General features: G+C 72.2%; 22 protein-coding genes. 9 read left to right on the top strand and 13 right to left on the bottom strand.

From position 1 onward, the window contains the following. Window positions 1-60: 60 nt before the first annotated feature. Window positions 61-1,482, bottom strand: coding sequence for a HEAT repeat domain-containing protein (locus tag ACZ5SK_RS17365; RefSeq protein ID WP_468156869.1), 1,422 nt, complete (start codon window positions 1,480-1,482; stop codon window positions 61-63). Between the two features lie 324 nt (window positions 1,483-1,806). Beyond that, window positions 1,807-2,199 carry an ankyrin repeat domain-containing protein gene (locus ACZ5SK_RS17360; RefSeq protein WP_334583177.1) on the bottom strand — a complete coding sequence of 131 codons (393 nt, stop codon included), beginning with the start codon at window positions 2,197-2,199 and terminating at the stop codon, window positions 1,807-1,809. Between the two features lie 261 nt (window positions 2,200-2,460). Between ACZ5SK_RS17360 and ACZ5SK_RS17355 the strand changes: the two genes are divergently transcribed. Together ACZ5SK_RS17355 and ACZ5SK_RS17350 are read left to right on the top strand one after the other, a co-directional pair. Further along, entirely contained in the window at window positions 2,461-2,655 is a 195-nt protein-coding gene (locus ACZ5SK_RS17355) for a hypothetical protein (protein ID WP_327313745.1), read from the top strand. Between the two features lie 42 nt (window positions 2,656-2,697). Next, entirely contained in the window at window positions 2,698-4,260 is a 1,563-nt protein-coding gene (locus ACZ5SK_RS17350; RefSeq protein ID WP_443041387.1) for a P-loop NTPase family protein, read from the top strand. A gap of 482 nt (window positions 4,261-4,742) precedes the next feature. Here the strand turns inward: ACZ5SK_RS17350 and ACZ5SK_RS17345 are convergent, their stop codons facing one another. Continuing rightward, window positions 4,743-6,242 carry an SCO1417 family PLP biosynthesis transcription factor gene (locus ACZ5SK_RS17345; RefSeq protein ID WP_361701576.1) on the bottom strand — a complete coding sequence of 500 codons (1,500 nt, stop codon included), beginning with the start codon at window positions 6,240-6,242 and terminating at the stop codon, window positions 4,743-4,745. 99 nt (window positions 6,243-6,341) lie between these two features. Between ACZ5SK_RS17345 and yczE the strand changes: the two genes are divergently transcribed. The 4 genes from yczE to ACZ5SK_RS17325 all read left to right on the top strand — a co-directional run bounded on the left by yczE (window position 6,342) and on the right by ACZ5SK_RS17325 (window position 9,815). Beyond that, on the top strand, window positions 6,342-6,995 hold the full coding sequence (gene yczE, locus ACZ5SK_RS17340; RefSeq protein ID WP_361701578.1) for a membrane protein YczE: 654 nt from the start codon (window positions 6,342-6,344) through the stop codon (window positions 6,993-6,995). Next, a complete protein-coding gene (locus tag ACZ5SK_RS17335; protein ID WP_334583180.1) occupies window positions 6,992-7,759 on the top strand; it encodes a glycerophosphodiester phosphodiesterase family protein in 768 nt (255 codons plus the stop codon). Before yczE ends, ACZ5SK_RS17335 begins: the two co-directional genes overlap by 4 nt. Window positions 7,760-7,812: 53 nt before the next feature. Then, entirely contained in the window at window positions 7,813-9,162 is a 1,350-nt protein-coding gene (locus ACZ5SK_RS17330) for an MFS transporter (protein ID WP_468576241.1), read from the top strand. Between the two features lie 278 nt (window positions 9,163-9,440). After that, window positions 9,441-9,815: an RNA polymerase-binding protein RbpA gene (locus ACZ5SK_RS17325; protein WP_020128921.1), complete on the top strand. Its 375-nt coding sequence runs from the start codon at window positions 9,441-9,443 to the stop codon at window positions 9,813-9,815. Between the two features lie 221 nt (window positions 9,816-10,036). Here ACZ5SK_RS17325 and fxsA read toward each other — a convergent pair whose 3' ends face one another. From fxsA to ACZ5SK_RS17305, 4 genes are all read right to left on the bottom strand, one after another. Further along, window positions 10,037-10,576 (bottom strand): FxsA family membrane protein, encoded by a 540-nt coding sequence (fxsA, locus tag ACZ5SK_RS17320; RefSeq protein ID WP_334583182.1) that lies wholly within the window; start codon window positions 10,574-10,576, stop codon window positions 10,037-10,039. A 46-nt stretch (window positions 10,577-10,622) separates the two neighbouring features. Further along, window positions 10,623-11,549: a polyprenol monophosphomannose synthase gene (locus ACZ5SK_RS17315; RefSeq protein ID WP_334583183.1), complete on the bottom strand. Its 927-nt coding sequence runs from the start codon at window positions 11,547-11,549 to the stop codon at window positions 10,623-10,625. 568 nt (window positions 11,550-12,117) lie between these two features. Next, complete coding sequence (locus tag ACZ5SK_RS17310) at window positions 12,118-13,719, bottom strand: amidohydrolase (protein WP_334583184.1); 1,602 nt, start codon at window positions 13,717-13,719, stop codon at window positions 12,118-12,120. A 49-nt stretch (window positions 13,720-13,768) separates the two neighbouring features. Beyond that, window positions 13,769-14,209 carry an Lrp/AsnC family transcriptional regulator gene (locus ACZ5SK_RS17305; RefSeq protein ID WP_079663570.1) on the bottom strand — a complete coding sequence of 147 codons (441 nt, stop codon included), beginning with the start codon at window positions 14,207-14,209 and terminating at the stop codon, window positions 13,769-13,771. 230 nt (window positions 14,210-14,439) lie between these two features. On the opposite strand from ACZ5SK_RS17305, the gene ACZ5SK_RS17300 reads away from it, so the two are divergent. Continuing rightward, the gene (locus ACZ5SK_RS17300; RefSeq protein WP_319334677.1) at window positions 14,440-14,904 is read left to right on the top strand and encodes a hypothetical protein; all 465 of its coding nucleotides are present in this window, start codon (window positions 14,440-14,442) and stop codon (window positions 14,902-14,904) included. Between the two features lie 28 nt (window positions 14,905-14,932). On the opposite strand, the gene ACZ5SK_RS17295 is transcribed toward ACZ5SK_RS17300, so the two are convergent. The 6 genes from ACZ5SK_RS17295 to ACZ5SK_RS17270 form a co-directional block, all read right to left on the bottom strand. Next, complete coding sequence (locus ACZ5SK_RS17295; protein WP_334583186.1) at window positions 14,933-16,036, bottom strand: phosphotransferase family protein; 1,104 nt, start codon at window positions 16,034-16,036, stop codon at window positions 14,933-14,935. 48 nt (window positions 16,037-16,084) lie between these two features. Then, window positions 16,085-17,200, bottom strand: coding sequence for an Rv3169 family protein (locus ACZ5SK_RS17290; protein WP_468576239.1), 1,116 nt, complete (start codon window positions 17,198-17,200; stop codon window positions 16,085-16,087). A gap of 399 nt (window positions 17,201-17,599) precedes the next feature. Then, window positions 17,600-18,772, bottom strand: coding sequence for an acyl-CoA dehydrogenase family protein (locus ACZ5SK_RS17285; RefSeq protein WP_334583188.1), 1,173 nt, complete (start codon window positions 18,770-18,772; stop codon window positions 17,600-17,602). 106 nt (window positions 18,773-18,878) lie between these two features. Next, window positions 18,879-19,538: a TetR/AcrR family transcriptional regulator gene (locus ACZ5SK_RS17280; protein ID WP_334583189.1), complete on the bottom strand. Its 660-nt coding sequence runs from the start codon at window positions 19,536-19,538 to the stop codon at window positions 18,879-18,881. Window positions 19,539-19,612: 74 nt separating this feature from the next. Then, entirely contained in the window at window positions 19,613-19,753 is a 141-nt protein-coding gene (locus ACZ5SK_RS17275; protein WP_107472667.1) for an SCO1431 family membrane protein, read from the bottom strand. Between the two features lie 92 nt (window positions 19,754-19,845). Beyond that, window positions 19,846-21,225 (bottom strand): peptidase C39 family protein, encoded by a 1,380-nt coding sequence (locus ACZ5SK_RS17270; RefSeq protein WP_334583190.1) that lies wholly within the window; start codon window positions 21,223-21,225, stop codon window positions 19,846-19,848. A 164-nt stretch (window positions 21,226-21,389) separates the two neighbouring features. Here ACZ5SK_RS17270 and ACZ5SK_RS17265 point away from each other — a divergent pair, with 164 nt between their 5' ends. Both ACZ5SK_RS17265 and ACZ5SK_RS17260 read left to right on the top strand, forming a co-directional pair. Then, entirely contained in the window at window positions 21,390-22,040 is a 651-nt protein-coding gene (locus ACZ5SK_RS17265) for a uridine kinase family protein (protein ID WP_334583191.1), read from the top strand. 438 nt (window positions 22,041-22,478) lie between these two features. Further along, entirely contained in the window at window positions 22,479-24,362 is a 1,884-nt protein-coding gene (locus ACZ5SK_RS17260) for an AAA family ATPase (RefSeq protein ID WP_361701594.1), read from the top strand. Window positions 24,363-24,369: the final 7 nt, after the last annotated feature.

Genomic DNA, 24,369 nt, shown 5'->3' with positions numbered 1-24,369 from the left:
GTTCACCCGTCGGGCCGGCCGCCGCCAGGCTCCCCTCCGGCGGCGGCCTGTCCCCGGGGTTCACATGGCGGAGGCGGCGTCGGGGCCGATCCGGCTCCGTACGGCCGTCTGGACCTCCGCCTCCTCGGCCGGGTCGGCGGCGAGCCGGCGCAGGCGTTCCACGACCCGGGCGTCACCGGTCTCGGCGTGCCGGGCGGCGATCTCGCGGGTGCCCTCCTCGCAGTCCCAGAGGCACTCGACGGCGAAGCCGGCGGCGTAGGAGGGGTCGGTGGCGGCGAGTGCGCGGGCGCAGCGACCCCGCAGATGGGAGGAGGCCGTCTCGCGATAGATATGGCGCAAAACCGGTGCCGCGCAGACAATGCCGAGCCGTCCGGCGCCGTCGACGAGGGTCCACAGGCTCGGCGCGTCGCAGCCCTCGCCGCGTACGGCCTCGCGCAGGGCGCCGAGGACCAGGTCGCTGTCCTGGGTGCCGCCCCGGCAGGCGAGCATGCGGCCGGCGGCGGCGCCCAGGGCGTCGGGCCGGTGGACCCAGCCGCGGGCCCGGTCGACTGCGGCGATGCTGCGCATGCGTTCGAAGGCGTCGACGGCGGCCTCCACGACGGCCGTCGAGCCGGTGGCGACGGCCTGTTCGATCAGGACGGGGGCGTCGGGATCGTTGCAGTCGGCGAGGTAGCGCAGAGCGGTGCACCGGGCTCCCTCGGTGCCGTCCTTGGCTGCCTGCACGATCTCGGGGCGGTCCTCGGGCCCGGCCACGGCGGAGAGGCAGCGGGCGGCGGGGACATGGAGGGCGGCGCCGCGTTCGACGCCTTGTTGGGCCCATTCGAGCACGGCCTCCACGCTCCAGCCGGGGCGGGGTCCGCCGGGGCTCATCTGCCGTTGCCAGCGGTCGAAACAGCCGGCTTCATGAGCGGCACGCACGCGCGTGGAGATGTGGTCGCGCGGATCCTCGGCCCACAGCCGCCAGGGCCGTGGCTCGAAGGCGTCCCGTACCGCGGCGGCCAGTTCGGCCTCGCCCTCGGCGTCGGTGGCGAACCGCGCGAGCACGGGTGCGGCAAGGGCGCGCAGTCCGGCGTCGTCGTCCCGCAGGGCGAGCTCGTCCAGCGCCCAGGCCCAGTTGGCGCCCGTGGCGGCGTATCTGCGCAGCAGGGCGAGGGCGTCCCGCCGGCCGTAGGAGGCGAGGTGGCCGAGGACGGCCAGGGCCAGGCCCGTGCGTGACTCCTCGGTGTCGAAGACGTCCTCGACGTCGAAGAGGTGGGCCTCGATCTCGTCCAGCTCGCCGTTGAGGTCGAGGAAGAGTCGGGCGTAGTAGAGGGAGCGGTTCTCCACCTGCCAGTCGTGGCGGGGGTCCCGCAGCACACAGTGGTTCAGCGCCGCGAGGGCCTCGGCCCGCGGGGCGGTGAGCGCGTGCAGCGTGCCGTCGCCGCGGCCTCTCTGGAGCAGGCCGAGCAGCGTACCGCTGGGCGCTATGACCGGATCGAACATGGGAAACAGCCTCACATCAAGCGTCGACGCAACCGGGGACGTGCACTACCTGGCCGCGTGACAACACGTCGGGGCGCCCGCCGTTTCCTGCTTGCTGTAGACCATTTTCCTCTGCCTCTCGTCGGTGGCCCATGCGGACCGCATCACGGCCCGCGCGGTGCGGCAACACCTGCCCAGCCATCGCGTCCGTGAATCACGACGTCATGATGACCCGGCTGTTCTACCTGCCGCGACCGAAATTTCCGGCGGCCTTGTACCGCCTCCCCCGTGGTCGTTGATTTACCTGGTCAGGAACTTCTGTTGACCTGCTCAGGAGGGTCGGCCTCAGTGTGCGCCGAACAGCTCCAGCAGGTCGGTCTTGTCGAACATGCGGGCCGTGTCGACGGCCGAGGGCGTGCCCTGGGAGGGGTCGGCGCCGGCCTCCAGCAGGGCCCGGATGACGTCCGTCTCGCCCTTGAAGACGGCCCCGGCGAGCGGGGTCTGGCCCCGGTCGTTGATCCGGTCGGCCTCGGCGCCGCGGGCCAGCAGGGCCCGTACCGCGTCGGCGTGGCCGTGATACGCGGCGAGCATCATGAGCGAGTCGCCGCGGTCGTTGGTGAGGTTGGCCGGGACGCCCGCGTCGACGTACGCCACGAGCTCTTCGGTCTGCCCCTGGCGGGCCAGATCGAAGATCTTGGTCGCAAGCTCCACGACCTCGGGGTCGGGGGCTTCAGTCATCGGCCGGACCGCCTCTCGCTACAACCGTTCAGGTGAATCGCCAGCGTACTGGCTCGTCGGACACATGGCCGGTCCCGTCGGCGGCAAAGATCACGGGCAGCCCCGTTCGACGCGATTTCCCTGCTCAGCCAGCCCAGCAGACCTACCGCCACCTGGGGTAAATCAGCCGTATTTCACCCAGTTGCACCTTTTATCGTATGGATACATCCTGTGAGCCTGGAAGTACTCATGGTGACTGTCCCCGCGAACCAGGAGAACCAAATGATCCTGTCCATGTCAGGCGTGGTCCTGCTCGGCATCATCGTCTTCCTCTTCTTCCGCAAGGACGGGCTCAAGGCGTCGCACGCCTGTGTCTCGGCCCTGTTCGGGTTCTACATGGCCAGTACGGCCATCGCCCCGAGCATCAAGGCCGGCGGCGAGAGCCTGGCCAGCCTCCTCGGCGGCATCAAGTTCTGACGCCGCACGTCCCCCGTCCGTACGCACCTACAGGAGACAGCAGTGGCCCGGCGCCCCCTCCCCCGCATCCTGAGCACAGGCAGCGCGCAGATCGCCCGGAGCCGGGAGCTGGCCCGGACGGCGGCCGACGGCGCCACCGATGTCCTCCATCCGCTGATCACGATCACCCGCGGACTGCGCCGGCTGGCCTCGGCCGGGCGGCGCAGGTGGGCCGAGACCCCCAAGGACAAGCGCGGGCCGCTGCTGTTCCTGGCGGCCTCGGTGATCCTGATCGTGGCGCTCGTGCCGTACGGCCCGCTGCTTGCCGTCATCACCCTGATGGCGGCAGCGGCCTGGCAGGGCAGGGACCGCACCCCACCGGCTCCCGACGGCCCTGACGAATCGCAGATCCAGCGACTCCAGGTCCTGTACGAGGCCCTGGTCCCGTACTTCTCGACGGCCGAAGACCCTTCTCCCCTGTACGCCCACGGCGGCGACTGGGAGAAGGTCTTCCCCACCCAGGAGTTCGACGACGAGGACCGCGTCACCCACCTCGTGATCCGCTACCCGGCATACTTCCCCGACGGTGAGGCCGCCTCCCGCGCGCGGATCGAGCAGCTCCTCGCCGCGAAGTCCGGCCGCGGCCGCGAGTACCTCTTCGTCTGGGACGAGGAGGGCAACGAACTCACGGTCAGCGTCCTCACCCCCCTCCCCACCGAAGTCTGCGCCCAGCGCTTCGTCACCGCCCCCGGCGAGACGGTCCTGGGCTTCACCGACCCCTCCCGGGTCCAGCGCACACTGCCTCTCGCCTTCGGCGAGGATCGGCGCGACGTCCCGCCGGTCGTCTGGCGCACCGGCCTCCGCTCCACCGAGCCGCACCTTCTGGCGGTAGGCCAGCCCGGCAGCGGCACGTCGACCCTCCTGCGCTCCCTCGCCCTGCAGGCCCTGCAGTACGGCGACGTCCTGATCGTCGAGGGCGGCGGCACCGGCGAATACGCCTGCCTGACCGGCCGCGACGGCGTCCTGGGCATCGAGGTCGGACTGACCGGAGCACTGGCCGCCCTGGAGTGGGCGGCGGGCGAGACGGAGCGCCGGCTCATCGCCGCCAACCACGCCCGGCAGTCGGGTCACGCGCCGCCGGACGACACCAAGCGGCCCCTGTGGATCGTGCTGGACCGCCCCACCGCCTTCACCCACCTCGCCGAGGCGGACGGCCGCAAGGACCCGCAGTCCCTCCTTCAGGTCCCCCTCCGGCACGGCCGCGCGGCCGCCGTCACGGTGGTCGTGGCCGAACAGTTCGACGCCCTGGACTCCCTGAGCGACGCCGTACGGCAGCACACGCGCGCGCGTGTCGTGCTGGGGCCGGCGTCGAGGGGGCAGCTGGAGACGGTGCTCGGCGCGCCCCCGCACACCACGCCCGTCGACCAGGTCCCGCCGGGGCGCGGATACGCCCGGCTGGGGTCGGGTCCGGTGCACCGGCTACAGGTCCCGGCCACTCCGGATCCGTACGACGACGCGACGAGCGACGCCCATCGCAGGGCGGTGCTGGATCTGCTGCCGCCGCGGTCCACACCGGCCGACACGGAGTCGCCGCCGGTGCCGGTCGAGGCCGTGGCCGCGGAGTAGGGCACAACCGGCGCCCACGCGGGCGGGCAACACACCCGCCCCCGCCGCACGGGACAGAACCGCCCGCCCGCTCCACCACCGAACGCAACGACCACCGAACGCACCGAACGCACCGAACGCACCGACCGCCGACCGCGCGGCCGGCACCGACGGAGGCCGCGATCGCACAAGCCACCGTCGCGGAGCGGACCCTGAAGGCAGGCGCCCCCGGCACCCCGCCCACCCGCTGTGCAACCACCGTCGGCAGAAGCCATCACCGCCGCGGCCGAGAGGCCGAAGCAGGCGACCGCTTCAGCATCCTCGCCCACCGACTGCACGACGAACGCGCACGGCCCCTCACCGCCCACCGCGCCTCGCTCGCCACCACCGCACGCAACAACCGCCGACCGCACTTCCACCGCCGACGGACGCCATCACCGCCGAGGCCGCCATCGCGGACGAGACGCCAAAGGCAGGCCACCCCCCGGCACCCCGCCCACCCACTACGCGACAAACGTGCGCGGTCCCTCTCCGCCCGCTGTGCCGCCGCTCTCGACGATGCGTGCGGCGGCGGCCAGGCGTGTGGCGGCCTCCTCGGCGACCGCGCCGCCCACCGTGAAGGGCAGCCGCACATACCCCTCGAAGGCGCCGTCGACCCCGAACCGGGGACCGGACGGCACTCGCAGGCCCACCCGCTCCCCCGCCTCGGCGAGCCGCGACCCGGAGAGCCCGCCCGCCCGCACCCAGAGCGTCAGCCCGCCCCTGGGCACGGCGAACTCCCACTCCGGCAGCTCCCGCCGCACCGCCGCGACCAGGTCGTCCCGGTTCACCCGGGCCTGGGCGCGGCGCAGCTCGACGGCCTGCGCCCAGCCGCCGGTGCTGAACAGCCAGTTCACGGCCAGCTGCTCCAGCACGGGGGTGCCCAGGTCGGCGTAGGCGCGCGCCGCGACCAGGCTGCGGATGACGTCCGGAGCCGCGCGCACCCAGCCGATGCGCATTCCGGCCCAGAAAGCCTTGCTCGCCGACCCGACCGTGATCACCGTCGACCCGGCGGGGTCGAAGCCGCACACGGGCCGCGGCATCTCGACATCGTCGTCGAGCCACAGTTCGCTCATCGTCTCGTCCGCGACCAGGACGGTCCCGGCGGAGCGGGCCGCCTCCACGAGCCGGCGCCGCTGGTCCTCGTCGGCGAGCGCGCCGGTCGGGTTGTGGAAGTCGGCGACGACGTACGCGATGCGCGGCGCGGCGTCGCGCAGGACCTGGCGCCAGCGGTCCATGTCCCAGCCGGCGAGCCCCTCCGCCATCGCGACGGGCACCAGCCGCGCGCCCGCCTCCCGCATCAGCTGAAGGATGTTGGCGTAGGAGGGCGACTCGACGGCGATGCGCTCGCCGCGCCCGCCGAACAGATGGCAGATGGCGTCGATGGCCCCCATCGCCCCGGTGGTGACCATGATCTGCTCGGGCATCGTCGGTATCCCGCGCGCGGTGTACCGCTCGGCGATCATCGCGCGCAGCGCGGGCAGGCCCGCCGGATAGTCGCCGTGTGTGTGGGCGTACGGCGGCAGCTCCTCCAGCGCGCCCTGTACGGCGCGGGTGAGCCAGGGCTCGGGCGCGGGCAGGGCCGCACAGCCCAGATCGATCATGGAACCGAGGGTCTCGGGCGGCAGGGGCTCCAGGCCGCGCGCCGGGACCGGGTTGCCCGCCGGGACGGCCGTCCAGCTGCCCGCCCCGCGCCGGGACTCCAGGAACCCCTCCGCGCGCAGCGCCTCGTAGGCGGCGGCGACGGTGGTACGGCTCACGGACAGGGCGAGGGCCAGCTCGCGTTCGGCGGGCAGACGGGCGGCGACGGGGACGCGACCCTCCAGCACCAGCAGCCGGACGCCGTCGGCGAGCGCGCGATAGGCGGGCGGGCGGCGCGTCCCGGGGCCCGCGGGGCGGTCCTGCTGGGACTTGAGCAGCCGCGCGAGCTGTGCGGCACCCACCGCCGAGGTCCACTGCGCCATGGTTACCAGTCCACCTTCCCCGAATTGGCCATGGATGGCGTTCGCTTCCAAGCCACAGAGTGGCACGGGTCAGGCCACTACGACCACAGGGGGCACCTCTTGGCGACCCGGGGACATCTCACACGACGGCTGGTCCAGCTGTACGCCGGTCTCGCGCTGTACGGCGCCAGCTCGGCCCTGCTCGTGGAGGCGGGTCTGGGCCTGGAGCCCTGGAACGTCCTCCACCAGGGACTGGCCGAGCTCACCGGCCTGACGATCGGCGTCGTGTCGATCTTCGTGGGCGCGGGAGTGCTGCTGCTGTGGATCCCGCTGCGGCAGCGCCCGGGCCTCGGCACGGTCTCCAACGTCTTCGTCGTGGGCCTCGCGATGGACGGCACACTGGCGCTGGTCCCCGAGGCGCACACCTGGGCCGTGCGCGTTCCGCTGCTGGTCGCGGGCATCGTGCTGAACGGCGCGGCCACCGGCCTGTACATCGCCGCCGACTTCGGCCCCGGTCCGCGCGACGGGCTGATGACGGGGCTGCACCGGCGCACCGGGCGCTCGATCCGGCTGATGCGGACGGCGGTGGAGGCGGCGGTCGTGGTGACCGGCTTCGCCCTCGGCGGCACCATCGGCGTCGGCACCCTGCTCTACGCGGTGTCGATCGGCCCGCTCGCCCAGCTGTTCCTGCGGGTTTTCGCCGTTCCCGCGGCATCCGGCGGCAGCACGGTCGTTGCCACCGGGACACCCCGGGGAGCGATACTGCGTCCGTGACCACGCCCATACGCCACCCCTACCTCGACCATCCGGGGCCCATCCCGTTCGCGCACCGCGGCGGGGCCGCGGACGGTCTGGAGAACACCGTGGCGCAGTTCCGGCGCGCGATCGAGACAGGCTACCGCTACCTCGAGACCGATGTGCACGCCACCCGGGACGGCAAGCTCGTCGCCTTCCACGACGCGACGCTGGACCGGGTGACCGACGGCGCCGGCCGCATCGCCGACCTCCCGTGGTCGGACGTACGGCACGCGCGCGTGGGAGGCAAGGAGCCGGTGGCGCTCTTCGAGGAACTGTTGGAGACCTTCCCCGAGGCGCGCTGGAACGTCGACCTCAAGGACGAGCCCGCGCTGCACCCCCTGCTCAACCTGATCGCACGCACCGACGCATGGGACCGCGTCTGCGTCGGCTCCTTCTCCGAGGCCCGCGTGGTGCGCGCCCAGCGGCTGGCGGGGCCGCGCCTGGCAACGTCGTACGGCACCCGGGGCGTGCTCAACCTGCGGCTGCGGTCCTGGGGCGTGCCCGTGGCGCTGCGCCGCTCGGCGATAGCCGCGCAGGTGCCCGAGGCCCAGTCGGGCATCCAGGTCGTCGACCCGCGCTTCGTGCGCGCCGCCCACGCGCGCGGCCTGCAGGTGCACGTGTGGACCATCAACGACGCGGATCGGATGCACCGGCTCCTGGACCTGGGAGTCGATGGCATCATGACCGATCACATCGACACGTTGCGCAAGGTCATGGAGGACCGGGGCGTCTGGGCCTGACCCCTCGGGCCACCGCCCGCGCGCGGTTGCGGCAGCGGGAAGCGAGGGCACGGGTGGGCACCGACACCGTGCGGGCGGCGGCCTTCGGCGAAGCCGCCGAGCGGCGGCGCGAACAGCGCGGCTGGTACTTCTACGACTGGGCGTGCTCGGTCTACTCGACGAGCGTGCTCACCGTGTTCCTCGGCCCCTACCTGACGTCGGTCGCCAAGGAGGCGGCGGACTCCGGCGGATACGTGCATCCTCTGGGCGTCCCGGTCCGCGCGGGCTCCTTCTTCGCGTACTCGGTGTCCCTGTCGGTGATCGTGGCCGTCCTGGTGATGCCGCTGGTGGGCGCGGCAGCCGACCGCTCCGGGCGCAAGAAGCCGCTGCTGGGCGCCGCCGCCTACGTCGGCGCCGCGGCCACGACCGGCATGTTCTTCCTCGGCGGCGACCGCTACCTACTGGGCGGTGTGCTGCTGATCGTGGCGAACGCCGCCCAGTCCGTGGCGATGATGCTCTACAACTCCTACCTCCCGCAGATCGCCCCGCCCGAGGAACGCGACGCGGTCTCCTCCCGGGGCTGGGCCTTCGGGTATGTCGCGGGCTCACTGGTCCTGGTCGTCAACCTGGTGCTGTACCTCGCGCACGACTCCTTCGGCGTCTCCGAGTCGATGGCCGTCCGCATCTGCCTGGCCTCCGCCGGCCTGTGGTGGGGCGGCTTCACGCTCGTTCCGCTGCTGCGGCTGCGCGACCGCCCGTCCGTGGTGCGCGCGGAGGCGACCGCTCCGGGGCTACGGCAGCTGGCGGCGACGGTCCGTGACATGCGCCGCCACCCACTGACCCTCGCCTTCCTCCTCGCGTATCTCGTTTACAACGACGGCATCCAGACCGTGATCTCCCAGGCCTCGGTCTACGGCTCCGAGGAGCTCGGCCTGAGCCAGTCCACGCTGATCGGCGCCGTCCTGCTGGTGCAGGTGCTGGCCGTGGCGGGCGCGCTGGGCATGGGGCGCCTGGCCCGGACGTACGGCGCGAAGCAGACGATTCTCGGCTCGCTGGTGGCGTGGACGCTCACCCTGGGCGCCGGGTACTTCCTGCCCGCCGGGGCGCCGATGGGTTTCTTCCTGCTGGCGGCCGCCATCGGACTGGTCCTCGGCGGCAGCCAGGCCCTGTCCCGCTCCCTCTTCTCCCATCTGGTCCCGCCGGGCAAGGAAGCCGAGTACTTCTCCGCTTACGAGATGAGCGACCGGGGGATGAGCTGGTTGGGGCCACTGATGTTCGGCTTTACCTACCAGCTGACCGGTAGTTACCGGGACGCGATCGTCTCGCTGGTGGCCTTCTTCGTCATCGGGTTTCTCCTGCTCGCGCGGGTGCCGGTGCGGCAGGCGATCGGCAACGCGGGTAACCCGGTACCCGAGAAGATTTAGCGCTCAACGCGAAAGGGCGGTAGTGTACGCGTTTGGCCTGCCAGGCGTACCGTTACTGCGCGTCAAAGATGCCGAAACGCTGGGTGACATCTCCTTTCAGATGTGACAAACCGGGCGCCGGTGGGTACTGCACTGGTTGACAAGGCTGCGGCTACGACGGCGACGCACGACCCGGAACGGGACACGGAACGGGAATCTTTACCGCCGACCGGACGTTGACCGGATGACGACGACAGCGACACCTGTCCTGTGGGCGACAAGCCCGGGAGGCACGATTCATGAGTGAGCGAGCTCTTCGCGGCACGCGCCTCGTGGTGACCAGCTACGAGACGGACCGCGGCATCGACCTGGCCCCGCGCCAGGCCGTGGAGTACGCATGCGAGAAGGGGCACCGCTTTGAGATGCCCTTCTCGGTCGAGGCGGAGATTCCGCCGGAGTGGGAGTGCAAGGTCTGTGGAGCCCCTGCACTCCTCGTGGACGGCGACGGCCCTGAGGAAAAGAAGGCCAAGCCCGCGCGTACGCACTGGGACATGCTGATGGAGCGGCGGACCCGCGAGGAACTGGAAGAGGTCCTCGAGGAGAGGCTGGCCGTTCTGCGGTCCGGGGCGATGAACCTTGCGGTGCATCCCCGGGACAGCCGCAAGTCCGCGTAGCGGGAGGCCGGCAAGAAACGCGCGCCAATGACCGCGGGCGCCGTACGTGAGATATGCGTACGGCGCCCGCGGTCGTTGTGCTGCGCTCCGCCGGTTCCGGGTGACCGGCCCTGGCGGCCTCCGCCCCCTCAGACCCCCATCGGGCCCCCGTGGGGACCCCGTCGGCCCGGGACCGGCCCCCGGGCCTCGTCCTCCTCGGACGTCGGACAGGCCGGGTGGTGTTACTGCTCGTCCCTGATGACCTCGCCCTGGACCACCTTGCCGTCCGGGCGGTGGATGCGGGCCTGCTGGAAGGCGTCACCCAGGCTGCCCGAGCCCGCCTCGCGGAGTTTGCGGTCGACCGTGCGTTCCGCGTAGGCGCCCACGGCCTTCTGGACCGGCGGAAGCAGCAGGAGCAGGCCGAGCGCGTCGGAGGCCAGGCCCGGGATCATCAGCAGGAGACCGCCGAGCATCATCAGGCCGTTGCCGCCGCCCCGGGTGGGGGCCGTGCCGCGCTGGAGCGCCTCGTTCAGGTGCTGGAAGGCTCGCCGACCCGCGCGCTTGATGACCACCGAGCCGAGCAGGAACCCGGCGAGCAGCAGCAGGAAGACGGTGAATCCGCCGGCCGCCCCGGCGACCACGGTCAGCAGCCAGATCTCCAGCACCAGCCACGCGGCGAGCCCCAGCGGCAGGAACGTCCGCAGACGGGAGCGGCGGGGCCGGGTGGGAGCGGATGCTGATGCGGAAGCGGGGTACGTCGGGATCGGAGCGCCAGTCGTCATGCCCCCAGTGTGCCCGGACCCGGCTCAGAGCGGCGTAAGAGGACGTTCAGCCGCCGCTGTGAGGCTCCGCACCCTTGTGAGGCTCGTCCTGGTCGGACTGCTCGTCCTGGTCGGACTGAGGGTCCTTGCGGGGCTCCGCGCCCTTGCGGGGCTCGGTGGCGCCGAGCGGCTTGGCGGACGGCTGGTCGGCGGAACGGCCGGTGATCTTGCCTACCCGCTCCCCCACGCCCCACGCCGTGACCCGCCAGAGCGCCTCCACGAGGATGTCGCGGCTCATCTTGGAGTCACCGAGCTCGCGCTCGACGAAGGTGATGGGGACTTCGACGACATGGAAGCCGGCCTTGACCGCGCGGCGGGCGAGGTCGACCTGGAAGCAGTAGCCCTGGGAGGCGACCTCGTCGAGGCCGAGGCCCTCCAGGGTCTCCCGGCGGAAGGCACGGTAGCCGCCGGTGATGTCGCGCAGGGGGAGGTCGAGGGCGAGGCGGGAGTAGAGGCTGCCGCCGCGGGAGATCACCTCGCGGGACTTGGGCCAGTTCACCACCCGGCCGCCCGGCACCCAGCGGGAGCCCAGGACCAGGTCGGCGCCCTTGAGCGCGGTGAGCAGACGAGGCAGTTCCTCGGGCTGGTGGGAGCCGTCGGCGTCCATCTCGATCAGCACGCCGTAGCCGTTCTCCAGGCCCCAGCGGAAACCCGCCAGGTAGGCGGCGCCGAGGCCTTCCTTGCCCTTGCGGTGCAGGACCTGCACCTGGTCGTCCCCGACGGCCAGTTCGTCGGCGAGCTTGCCGGTGCCGTCGGGGCTGTTGTCGTCGGCCACGAGGACGTGGGCCTCGGGGACAGCCTTGCGGACCCGGTCGACGATGCTCTTGATGTTCTCCGCCTCGTTGTAGGTCGGAATGATCACCAAGGCGGTGCCGAGCGGACCGAACTGTCTCCCTCGGTCCTGTGCCGCGAGGGTCCCGTCGCCGTCGTTCACTGCTGCCCCTTCGTGTCCGTACGCAGGGAACCACCATAGTGGCCCTCGCCTGCGCCGACATGACAGGACGACCGACTCCTGGTGTCGAACAGGCGAGAGCCGGGTATGTACGTGCTTTTGAGCTTGTTTGTACGTACCTACCCCGCGCGGGTGTGTACAAGCCTGCTGCGGATGGGGGCCCGGCGCCCTTCGGGCCGGCCCGGGACCCGCTGGCTGCGGGTCGGCCGAATGCCGTTGTCTACTGAGCGCCCGGGCCCCACCCGGGTCACACCTCCCCGACCGGCCGGAACGTTCCCTCGCTGCGGCGCGGGCGCTGAGCCTGGCTGCCAGTGGCGGTGCGCCGGTGCGGCACACCGTCCCTGACCCAGCGGCGCCGCGGCGAGTGCGCGGACATTCCCCGGCGGGGCGTCCGGTGGTGGACTCCGCCGAACCTACCGGCCTTCCGCCGTCGGCTGTCAACAGCCGTTCGACCTGCGGGTATTTCACCAATGCCCTGGTCAGCGGGGCGGAGACGCAGGTCGTGCGACGACGGGCGGACGGGTGATCCTCCCCGCGCCACCCCGGGAGATCACTCGCTCGGCCGCACGAACACGGTCCGGCCGCCCACCACCGTCCGAAGACATACCGGGAGGTCGGCGCCGGGGGTCAGATCGGGCAGTCCGGGGGTGCCGGAACGAGGGTCGGTGGACCAGCGGGCGACCCGGTCGTCGGGGGCCTGGACGACCAGTTCCTCCGTACGCCAGACCGCGTAGTCGGCGGGTGCGCCCGGGACCAGGACGCCCGCGTCGTCGCGGCCGACCGCCCGCCAGCCGCCGCGCGTGTGGGCCGTGAACGCGGCGCGTACCGAGACGCGGTGCTCGGGCGTGCGGTGGAAGGCGGCGGCGCGGACCGTGCCCCACGGGTCGAGGGGCGTGACCGGGCTGTCGGAGCCGAAGGCGAGCGGAACGCCGGCGCGCAGGAGGGCCGCGAAGGGGTTCAGGGTGCGGGCCCGCTCGGCGCCGAGACGCTGGGCGTACATGCCCTCTTCGCCGCCCCACAGGGCGTCGAAGGCGGGCTGGACGGAGGCCGTGAGGCCGAGCTCGGCGAAGGCGGCGATCGTCTCGGGGGTGAGCATCTCGGCGTGCTCCACGCGGTGGCGGGCGGCGCGGATCCGGGCGAGGCCGACCTTCTCCGCGGCGGCCCGCACGCCCTCCACGACGGCGGTCACGGCGGCGTCTCCGATGGCGTGGAAGCCCGCCTGGAGGCCGGTCTCGGTGCAGGCCGTCACATGCGCGGCGACCTCGGCGGCGCCCAGGTAGGCGGCGCCGGTGTGATCGGCGTCGGTGTACGGGGTGTGCAGACAGGCGGTGTGGGAGCCGAGGGCCCCGTCGACGAACAGGTCGCCGGCGGCCCCGAGCGCGCCCAGCTGGCGTGCCTTGTCGACATCCTGCTCGGCCCAGTAGCCCACGACCCGCGGGCCGCTCTCCTCGGCGGCGAGCCGCAACAGGTCCGTGAAGTCGTCCTCGGAGGAGATCTCGGGGCCGGCGCACTCGTGGACGGAGCCGATGCCCAGGGAGGCGGCGTGCGCGAGGGCGGCCCGCTGGGCCTCGGTGCGCTGTGCGGGCGTCACGGCTGCGAACGCGGCGGCGCGGACGACGTGGTGGGCGTCGGCGGTGAGCGGGCCGTCGGGTGCGCCGAGGCCGGGGGTGAGCTCCAGCAGGGCCGTGGTGACGACCGCCGAGTGGACGTCGATGCGGGACAGGTAGAGGGGACGGCCGCCGGTGGCCGTGTCGAGTTCGGTGCGCGTCGGGGGGCGGCCGCCGGGCCAGCGAGAGGCGTCCCAGCCGTGCCCGAGCAGCACCTTGTCCTGCGGTCGGGCCTCCGCGAAGTCCCTTACGCGGGCGAGGGCGGCCTCCAGGGAGGGGGCGCGGGACAGGTCGAGGCCCGTCAACGCGAGGCCGGTGGAGGTGGTGTGCACATGGGCGTCGGTGAACGCCGGGGTGACGAGCGCGCCGTCCAGGTCGAGCACCTCGTCCACGCCGTCCGCGAAGGCGTCGGCGGCGCCCTCGGAGCCGACCCAGGCGACCTGGCCGCGCTCGACGACCATCGCGGTCGCGAACGGGTCGGCAGGGCTGTGGACCTCTCCTCGGCGGAGCAGGACGGTCTTCGACTGGGGGGCGCGCTCACTCATGGGCAACAGTCTCGCGCCTCTCCCCCGGCCGCCCGGCACGGGGGACCCCTCAGATCTGCGGCGGCCGGGCCTCGTAGGGGGTGGACAGGACGACCGTCGTCCGCGTCGACACCCCCGCGAGCGCCCGGAGCCGCCCGAGCAGCTCCTCCAGCTCGTGCGGGGTGGCCACGCGCACCTTGAGGATGTAGTTCTCGTCACCGGCCACGCTGTGGCAGGCCTCGATCTCGGGTACGCCGGCCAGCCGGTCCGCGATGTCGTCGGGGGCGCTGGGGTCGAAGGGTTTCACCGAGATGAAGGCGGTCAGGGGCAGCCCGACGGCCTCGGGGTCGACGACGGCCGCGTACCCACGGATGACGCCGCGCTGTTCCAGCCGGCGCACTCGTTGGTGCACGGCCGACGTGGACAGGCCCGTGGCCTTGCCCAGATCGGTGTAACTCATCCGCCCGTCCTTGACGAGCAGCTGCACGATTTGTCGGTCCAGCTCCTCCATGACGCAAGAACTTACAGTGCGCCTGATCTCCGCGTATACCTATGCACCCCAGGTCATAGCCGGTTTACGAGAGAGCGGCACCCGGCACCTGCATGCGGCATGTGACGAATGCCACAGCGCTCGTCAAGGCTTCGTGATGGCCTCGTGATTACCGCCGAGACGGGGTGGGAAGTGCTTGCTGTGGTCGAGGCCGCAGTGCCTTCACGGCCCAGCCCGAGGGGGAGAATCCCATGCAGAGTCTTAAGCGCCCTGGTCGCACCGCGCCCAAGCGGCTCCAGTCGGTCGTCGAGCCCCAGCCGGAGGGCGTCGAACCCGCCGACCTGGACTACTCCGACAGCTTCGACGCCGACGAGGCCGACGACTTCGACGCGTACGACACCTTCGAGATGTACCGGGTGATCTGCCCGGACTGCGCGCAGCCCATCGCGCTGCTGGCGGACGAGGAGAGCCTGCCGGAGCACGCGCTGTGCGCCTCGCCGTGGAACCCGTTCGGGCTCACGGTCTGCGCCGGGACGGGGCGCGCGGCATCCGAGGCCCGGCCCGCGGACGAGTCCGTGGAGCCCCAGGAGCAGGACACCGCGCTTCTGTTGACGCTCCCTCAGGGACTGGACTGGCGTACGCAGCCCTTCTCGCACGTCGGTGGCCCGGCCTCACGCCCGATGCGCGTGCCGACGTTGCGCCGCGCCGCCGCCTGAGCGCCGTTTCCGCGCTCGCTTCACCGGCTCAACTCCAGTAGCTGCCCTGCACCATGGCCCGCAGGCTGCCGTGGTGCAGGATCAGGCTGTCCGGATCGGCCGGGACGACGACCTCGCCGAAGTACACCTGCCGGTAGGCGACGCGCAGCATCACGATCGCCTGCCGCAGTGCGGCGTACAGGGTGTAGAAGTCCATGTCCCGCGGGGTGTGTCCGGTGAGCCGTGCGTAGCGTTCCTCGACGCGTTCGCGGCGCAGGAAGCCGGGCAGTCCGTGCCCGCCGGAGGCGACGGTGAGGTCGTGGAAGAAGCGGTGCAGGTAGATCGTCCAGCCGAGGTCCACCTCGCGCGGGGCGAGGGCCGCCATCTCCCAGTCGAGGACGGCCGCGGGCTCGAAGCCGTCGTAGATCACGTTCCCGATGCGGGCGTCGCCCCAGGTGAGCACCGGTGTGCCGGGATCGCGCGGCCAGAGTTCGGTGAGCCCCTCGAAAGCGTCCTCGATGAGCGGTGAGCGGGGCAGACCGTCGACGACCCAGTGGTAGTAGGCGCGTTGGGCCTCCACATGGCGGTGGAGTGCGTCGCCGTCACCGGGGAGGGCGAGGAACTCGGCCTCCTCCAGCGGCACTTGATCGTGCAGCCGGGCCAACAGGCTGATCGTGGCCGCCTCCAGGTGTGCGCGCTGGGCATCGTTCGCCGCGTGCAGCCAGTTGCCCTCGTAGGTGTACGGCATGACGTCGGGCGGTACGCGCCCCTCGACGCGCTGCATGACGAAGAACGGCGCGCCGAGCGGCTCGGGGTCCTCCTCCAGCCAGAGCACGCGCGGCACGGGCACGTCCGTGTGCTGGGCCACCAGGCGCATCGTGCGGTACTGGCGGACCATGTCGTACACCGGGAACACCGTGTACGCCGACGGGTCGGCCGCGAGCCTCAACGCGCAGGCCCGGAAGGGCGGTTGAAGCCGCCTCGGGTGCTCGATGTCGAAGAGCAGGGTCTCGCTGGACATCCCGTTGGAGGCGGGGACGGTGACGTCGACGGCCCGGGCGCCGGGCAGACGGGTGGCGAGCCAGACCGTGAGCCGGCCGGCGATCTCCTCGGGGTCGCGGGTGCTGGTGCGGGGGCGGGGTGCCGTGGCCATGTGACCTCCAGAGGGCCTGGGGCGAAACACGCCCTGGCTGCGACTGCCTTACGGCGCGACCGAGTCGAAGCCGGTGAAGCCGCTCGGATCGTGCCGGCCGAACGAGCCGTGCTCGAAGATCCCGTGGCCGGTCCGGCCGTCGAGGCGGAAGCGGGCGGCGTGGTCGGTCACCCCGTACCCGGCCAAGGGGTGCGGGCTCGACAGGTCGTAGCTGCGGCGGTCGGTCCAGCGGGGGCCGCGCCAGGTGCCGTGCTGCCAGTCGTCGGCCGGCGGGTAGCCGGCGCCGATCGCGAGCGGGGAGGAGGCGAGGATCTCCGCCTCGAGCTCCAGCGGCTTGCGGAGGTCCCCGAGGCGGATGAGGGCGTGCTCCGGGTGGCGGGTGCCCGGCCGGTAGGTGATCTCGGCCTGGGGCCAGCCGAGTTGGCGGTCGCGGCGGCCCGGGCGGACGAGCGTGGCGTCGTTCAGGGAGCGGTATCCGTCCGCGTCCTCCTGCATGATGACCATCAGGAAGCGGTCGTCGAAACGGACCGGGCACCAGATCCAGTGGAAGCCCTCGGTCGGGTGGTCCTGGGCGAGCCGCCCGCCCTCCTCGCCGGGCACGGGCCGCACGCCCCAGCTGCGGTCGCGGGTGCCGGTCCATGCGCCGGCCGTCAGCCGCGTCAGCTCGCCGCCCGCGCGCAGCCATCCCACGCACCGGCCCGCCTGCACGAACCGCTTCCCCTCCAGCGTGAGCCGCCCGCCGCGCCGCTGCTGGTGGTGCGGCTCCCACAGGGCCGGAAAGTCCGCCGACCAGTGGATCTCGTACGACAGTCCTTCGGGGTCGTCCGGGTCCGCCGCGCAGCTCAGCACGAAGTCGCGCAGCGGGCGCTCGACCTGGATGCGCAGGGGGCCGACCTCCAGCCGCATACGGTCCTCGCCGAGGGCGTCGGAGGCGCGGACGGCGTGCAGGCGATCACCGAGGCGCAGGGTGGCGTAGGCGTCGATCACGCCGAGGTTGGGGTAGACCCCGAGGCCGGCGATCAGCAGGGCTCGCCCCTGGTGGTCGAGGACGTGGAAGATGCAGCGGTCGTAGGCGTTGCGGTCGCCGGTCGCTACGTGCTTCATCGACAGGGGCACCTGGTGGACGGGGTACTCGTCGAGCGGCACGGGGCGGTCGTCGTCCATGAGCACACCTCCCTGAGGGCAAGGGATTTGACGGTACGTCAGACATGACCCGCGGAACAGATGCGTACCGGCCCCGAACCGGGGCACGTCCCGAACTGACGCTCGATCGCATCTTCCGGTGACCTGTCGTCATACCTCCGCGTTGCCCCGGTATGACCCCCATTTCTTCGGCTGCGCCCGGGCGTCACCGCACGCTCTTCGTCCCCGTGCGCCCGCGGCCCGTCCGTGCGGAATCGGTTCAGCCCGCTCCGCCTGCTCTGCCTGCTCCGCCGCCCCCGCAGGACCCGCCCATCTACCGTGAGCTGCTACGCGTCTGGGCCGACCGGGGCCGTACGCTGCCGGGGCGCCACGACCCGGAATGGGTACGGCTGGCGGCCCCGCAGGTGCGCCCCGGACAGTTCAGCGGGTTTCCGGACCCAGTAGGTGACGGGCGATGACCATCCGCTGGATCTGGTTGGTGCCCTCGACGATCTGTAGGACCTTGGCCTCGCGCAGGTAGCGCTCGACCGGGAAGTCCGCGGTGCAGCCGTATCCGCCGAGGACCTGGACGGCATCCGTGGTGACCTGCATGGCGGCGTCGGTGCAGTGGAGTTTGGCCATGGCGGCCTGCCGGGCGAAGGGCCGGCCGGCGTCCCGCAGCCGCGCGGCCGCGAGATAGAGCGCCCGGCCCGCCTCAATCCGGGTCGCCATGTCGGCGAGCAGGAAGCGCAGCCCCTGGAAGTCGGCGATCGGCCGCCCGAACTGCCGCCGCTGCCTCGCGTAGGCGACGGCCTCGTCGAGGGCCGCCTGAGCGACGCCGACCGCGCAGGCGGCGATGCCGAGCCGCCCGGAGTCCAGCGCGGCCAGGGCGATCGCGAAGCCCTGGCCCTCGTCGCCGATGCGGCGCGCGTCGGGGATCCGTACACCGTCGAAGTGGACCTGGGCGGTGGGCGAGCCCTTGAGTCCCATCTTCCGCTCGGGGGCTGCGGCGCTCAGGCCCACGGCGTCGCCGGGCACCAGGAACGCGGTGATCCCCCGGGCGCCCTCGCCGCCGCTACGGGCCATGACGGTGTAGAAGTCGGCGATCCCGCCGTGCGTCGTCCAGGCCTTGGTTCCGGTGATCACCCAGTTGTCGCCCTCCCGTACGGCCCTGGTCCGCAGCGCGGCCGCGTCCGAGCCGGAGGACGGCTCGGACAGGCAGTAGGCGCCGAGCAGCCCGCCGCCGAGCATGGCGGGCAGATGCGCGGCCCGCTGCTCGTGCGTGCCGTGAGCGGCGAGGGCGTAAGAGGCCAGGGTGTGCACGCTGACGCCGAGCCCGACGGTGAGGCGGGCCGCGGCGAGCTCTTCGAGGACCTGGAGGTAGACCTCGTAGGGCTGCTCGCCGCCGCCGTACGCGGAGTCGTACGGCAGACCGAGCAGCCCCGATGCGGACAGAAGGGTGAACAGCTCGCGCGGGAAGCGGCCGGCCTCCTCTTCCTCCGCGGCTCGCGGCGCGACCTCGCGGCGGGCGAGGTCACGGACGAGGGTCATGAGGTCCCGGGCCTCGGCCGTGGGCAGCGGCCGCTCCACCGGGGTCGGAGCGCGCTCGGGCATGGCGGCCTCCTCCTCCCTGGCTGGCCGACGGCTTCGCGCTGTGAGTATGCGCGCGCGACGCCGTCGCCGCACGGGCAGAAGGGCGCAGGAGACGCAAGGACCTGCGTCAGTCCTCGCGACGGGCCGGCTTCGGGGCCGGGAAGGAAGGGTCGAGTTCCTCGATGGCGCGCAGGGAGCCGCCGAGGGTCTTCACCAGCAGGTCGCCCATGACCTCGCGGGAGAGTCCGGGGCGGTCGATCCATTCGAGGGTGGCTCCCTCGACGCTGCACACCCAGGAGAGCAGGCCCATGCGGGGCAGCGGCGGGATGTCGCTGCGGCCGTACGCGCCCTCGGCGATGGTCGACACGATCGCCGCGCGCACCCCGTCCCGGATCGCGTGCACCTCGGTGTCGAAGCCGACGCCGCCGCTGACGATCGTCCGGTAGGCGGCCTGGTTGTGCTCCGCGTAGCGCAGATAACTGTCGATGGTGCGGTGCACCCGGTCCACCTGCGGCAGTTCGAGGCCGCTCGCAGCGAAGGAGACCAGGTCGGCGACGGAGTCCTGGATGATCGCCAGGTAGTAGCCGCGCTTGGACTGGAAGTAGTAGTAGATCAGCCCTTTGGCGACGTGCGCCTGCCGGGCGATGTCGTCCATCGACAGCGCGTCGTAGGACGTGTCGGCGAACAACTTCCGTCCGATGGAGATGAGTTCGGCGCGGCGCGCCAGTGAACGCTCGGTGCCGCGTGCCCGGGGACGGGCAACTTCGCGCTGTTCGCTGATATTCAATTTCGACCCTGGTCTCGGGCGGTCGGCGGGACATCCGCAGTATGTCAGGTCAACCGTGCGTCAAGTCACACCCGTCAGAGCAGTCCGAGTTGGGTGACCAGCATCGCGACGACCGCGACGAGGACCCAGCCCATGACGTGCTCGAGGACCTTGGGGCCGTCGGCGTCGGGGCCGCCCGTGCGGGCGCGGGCGGTGGTGGCTGTCTGTGCGGTCATGGTGTCTCGCTGAGGTCGGACGTTCGGGTGGATTCCCCCCACCGATCCGTCCACCTTGCCACCCGTCGGGGCTTTTGCGGCCGAGACCTTCCTCACACGGGCACGCCCACCGCCGTGAGGGCCGCGCACTGGGGTGCGGTCGGACGCGCCGGGAAGTAGAGGTAGCAGACACCCCCGGAACCGGAGACGACCTTGCCGCTCGCGTTGTACCGCTTGGTCCTGAGCCAGATGTTCTCGAACTCCCGCCGCCGGTACACGCGCCGCACGGCACCGTCGTCCGCTGAGAACGGATCGTTGGCGATCACATCGCCCCCGGCCGTGAAGCCGATCACGGTCATCAGGTGTCCGGCGGTGCCGTACCCCGCTCCCGTGAGCTCCTCCTTGAGGAAGGACTGGGAGGTCGCGGCCGGGATCCCGGCCGCGATGAGCCTCTCCAGGTCGGTGAGGGAGCCGAGCCGGGTGACCACGCCCTGGAGGTCCTTGAAGGTGGCCGCGTAGGCGGCGTTGAACGGCCAGTTGCCGCAGCCGGCGTACTGGTGGTCGTAGGTGTGTCTCGCCGCGTGGCACACCTGCGGGTCGGCGTAGGCGCGGTCGACCCATGCCAGTTGCTCCGGGGTGAGCCGGCCGCCCCAGTACTCGATGATCATCTGCGAGGAGGTGGGGCTGCACCAGGCCTCGCCGCCGCTGTCGTACTCGGGGTACTGACCCCGGTGGATCTCCTGCGAGTAGCGCGGGACGGTCAGCTCGCGCGCGAGGCCGGGCACGGAGGCGGGGACGGTGAAGCGGTCCGGGACGGCGGAGCCCATCGCGCCCAGCCGCCACACCGTCGGGGTGAGGCCGGTGCCCGGACGGCGGTACAGGGTGAGACGCAGGCGGTAGGCGGTGAGGCGCAGGCCCGTCGAGGCGTCGTCGATCGCGAGGGTGTCGGTCCCGACGGTGCTCCTGCCGTCCTTCTGGCCGTCGACCGAGGTCCGCTTGATGTCCTGGTCGCCGGAGGCCCAGCGGCCCATCACGTACCAGGGGGTGTCCGTGCCGTCGGAGTAGGTGCCCCTCAGCTCGATCTGGAGCCAGGTCCCGGCCGGGGTGCTCGCGTTCCAGGAGGCGATCACCTCGGTCGAGGGGACGGCGAGCCTGTGGAGCGGGGACGTCCAGGTCGCGTACTCCCAGGACGCGGTTGTCCCGGTGTGCGGGTCGGTGTAGCCGACGGTGCCGAGCGGGGTCGCGACGGCGACTCCGGGGCGGGCGCCCGCCACCGCGCGGGCGCCCCTGGCGGTGCCGGCCCGCCAGTCGGCGTAGGTGGTCCAGGCGCGGTAGTCGACGGATCGGGCGGGGGCCGATTCGGCGTCCCCCCTGTCCGCGGTGGCGGCGGCTGTGTCGGCGGCCGTGGCGGCCGGGGCCGAGCCCCCTGCCGTCGCCGCGACGACCGCGGCGGCGAGGACCGTTCTGCGGGACGGCTGTTCGGCTCTGCTCATGGGCGGATGACCCCCGAGGTGTCGGCACGGCTGTGGGCCCACTATGAACGGGGGCGGGCACGCCTTCCAGCACCTTTGCCGTGCCGCGCCCAGGAATGGGGCGCCGCGTCACTGGCATGGGCGCGGCGCGCGACGGCCCGGCCGTAGACTTTCGCGCCGAACCGATGCTCCTTCTCCGCACCCCAGGACCCGCCATCCGCCAGCTCGCCTCCCGGCTCCGCCGTCTGCCCCCGTCCTGCGGGCCGGTCCGTCTGATCGGCGTCGACGGGCACGCCGGTTCGGGGAAGTCGACCTTCGCCGGCCGGCTCGCCGAGGCGCTGGGGGGCGCGCCGGTGCTGCGTCTGGACGACATCGCCAGCCACGACGAGCTCTTCGCGTGGACCGGGCGGCTGCTGCCCCAGGTGATCGAGCCCTTCGGCCGGGGCGAGAGCGCGCACTACGCCGCCTACGACTGGCGCGGCCGCCGCTTCGGCCCGCCCCGGCCGCTCCCGGCCGCCCCCGTCGTCCTGGTCGAGGGAGTGGGCGCGGGCCGCCGCGCCCTGCGGCCGTTTCTGGCGTGCCTGCTGTGGATGGATGTGCCGCCCGAAGAGGCATGGGCGCGTGGACGCTCGCGGGACGGAGAGGAACAGCGGGACTTCTGGGACCAGTGGGTTCCGGCCGAAGTCCGTCATTTCGCCGAGGATCCTTCACGACCGTACGCCGATCTGTTGGTGCGGCAGTTGAAGCAGGGGTACGAGGTACGGCCGGGGCCGGCGGGAGAGCTTGGTCCGCACCAGGATGTCACCCACCGTGACGGACCACCCGCGTTGTGGTGAACCTGTGAAGGGCCCTCCGCTCGAAGTTCGCCAACTGCTTCAACTCCGCTTGACCGACGGGCCGTACAGGTCTTACGTTCTCAATGTGCGGCATTGAAGCCGCCCTCGAACGCGAAGCCCCCGGTTGTTCCCCCGTGATCGGGGGCTTCGTTCTGTCCGCAGCCCGCCTCCCGCCCCTTATCCGGACGCGACGCGACACAGATCGCTCACTCTGGGTCACCGCGCGGGATGCGCCCCCGTCTGCTCCCACCCCACCGAGCGGCTGGTACGACACCCTACGGCGGGCGACGCTCACGCAGGTACGATGCCCTCGGTGCGACCTGGACAGTTGCTGCGCGCACCTTGCAACTCCGGTCCGCGGCACAGCGGTTCGACCAAGGCAGCCGACGGGCGAAACCCGCCGGCACACCGACGGGGGCACGGCTTGTGGGGGACGTGATGGACTTCGGCACGCAGGGTCCCGAGGCCCCGGCCGACGCGGCCGACCTCGCCTGGCTGCGCGGCGTGGACGCCTACACGATGGGCGCCTATCCGCAGGCGGAGGAGGAGTTCCGCGCCGCGGTGCGGATCGATCCCGGGATGGCCGACGGCTGGCTCGGGCTGCACGCGCTGCGCGTCGACACGACGACCGCGCTCCTGCGGATGTTCCGGCACCGTGAGCGGTTCGGAGAGCAGCGCACCCGGCACCGCCGCACGCTCAACTCCTGGTACTGGCTGGGCTGGTGGGTTCAGCCGGTACTGGAGAGTCCACGCGATCTGCTTCTCGCGCACGCCTCGCACTGGCTGGACGGCCGCCATGTGCCCGAACTGGACCGTGCGCTCGCCGGACTCCCACCCGTCGACACCGATCACCAGGTCCGCTTCCTGCACGCCTGCCGCGCCTATCTGGTCAAGGACTGGGAGCAGCTGGTCCGGCACACCGACCCGCTGCTCGACGATCCGCTGCTGGGCATCGAGGCCGGCCTGTTCGGCGGGATGGCCCGGGTGCGCCTGGAGATGTACGGGCAGGCCGAGCCGCTGCTCTCGGCGGCGCTGATGCGCTGCCGCAGCGAGCAGCCGCAGCGCAAGGAGCTGCGGTACTGGCTGGCCCGGGCGCACGAGGGCACCGGCCGCTCGGCGGCGGCCCTCCCCCTGTACCGGGCGGTGCACCGCGTCGACGCCGCTTTCATGGACACCTCGGCTCGGCTCGCCGCGATCGCCGAAGGCGACGGTTATGACGGGTACGACGACGCGGCCGACCTCGCGGCGATCACGCTCACCGGGGTCGGGCAGGACATGGTGGACGGGCCGGACGGCTTCGACCCGCTGTTCGGCACGGAGGGCCGGGACCTGAGGCTCGGCGAGCCCTCCGATCTGCCGCCCGTCGTCCCGCTGCCGCCGGTGACCGAGCCCGCGGTGCGGGAGAAGAACAGCGTCCCCTCGCCGCTGCCGGCCGGGCCCACGGACCCCGTGTTACTCGAGGAGGCGCTGGCCGAGCTGGAGCGCATGGTGGGCCTGGAACCGGTGAAACGCCAGGTCAAAGCGCTGTCCGCACAGCTCAACATGGCCCGCCTGCGGACCGGGCAGGGTCTGCCGGTCCAGCCCCCGAAGCGGCACTTCGTCTTCTCCGGGCCCTCCGGCACCGGCAAGACCACGGTGGCCCGCATCCTCGGCCGTGTCTTCTACGCCCTCGGTCTGCTGGGCGGCGATCATCTCGTGGAGGCCCAGCGCGCGGACCTGGTCGGCGAGTACCTCGGCCAGACGGCGGTGAAGGCCAACGAGCTGATCGACTCCGCCCTCGGCGGCGTCCTCTTCGTCGACGAGGCGTACTCGCTCTCCAACTCGGGCTACGGCAAGGGCGACGCGTACGGCGACGAGGCGTTGCAGGTGCTGCTGAAGCGGGCCGAGGACAACCGGGACCACCTGGTGGTGATTCTGGCCGGCTACCCGGAGGGCATGGACCGTCTGCTCGCCGCGAACCCCGGACTGTCCTCCCGTTTCACCACCCGCGTCGACTTCCCCTCCTATCGGCCCCTGGAGCTGACCTCCATCGGCGAGGTGCTGGCCGCGGAGAACGGTGATGTGTGGGACGAGGAGGCACTCGACGAGCTGCGCTCGATCGCCGGGCATGTCGTCGACCAGGGATGGATCGACGAGCTGGGCAACGGGCGTTTCCTGCGGACCCTGTACGAGAAGAGCTGCGCGTACCGCGATCTGCGGCTGTCGACCTACCCGGGCATGCCGACCCGGGACGACTTGTCGACACTGCGGCTGCCGGACCTGATGCAGGCGTACGGCGAGGTGCTGTCGGGACGGGGGCCGCAGGATCCGTCGGCGATGTGACGGACCC

The organism is Streptomyces sp. NPDC031474, assembly GCF_055581185.1.
Note: the sequence above shows the minus strand (reverse complement) of the source record. Positions and strands in the feature narration are given on the sequence as shown.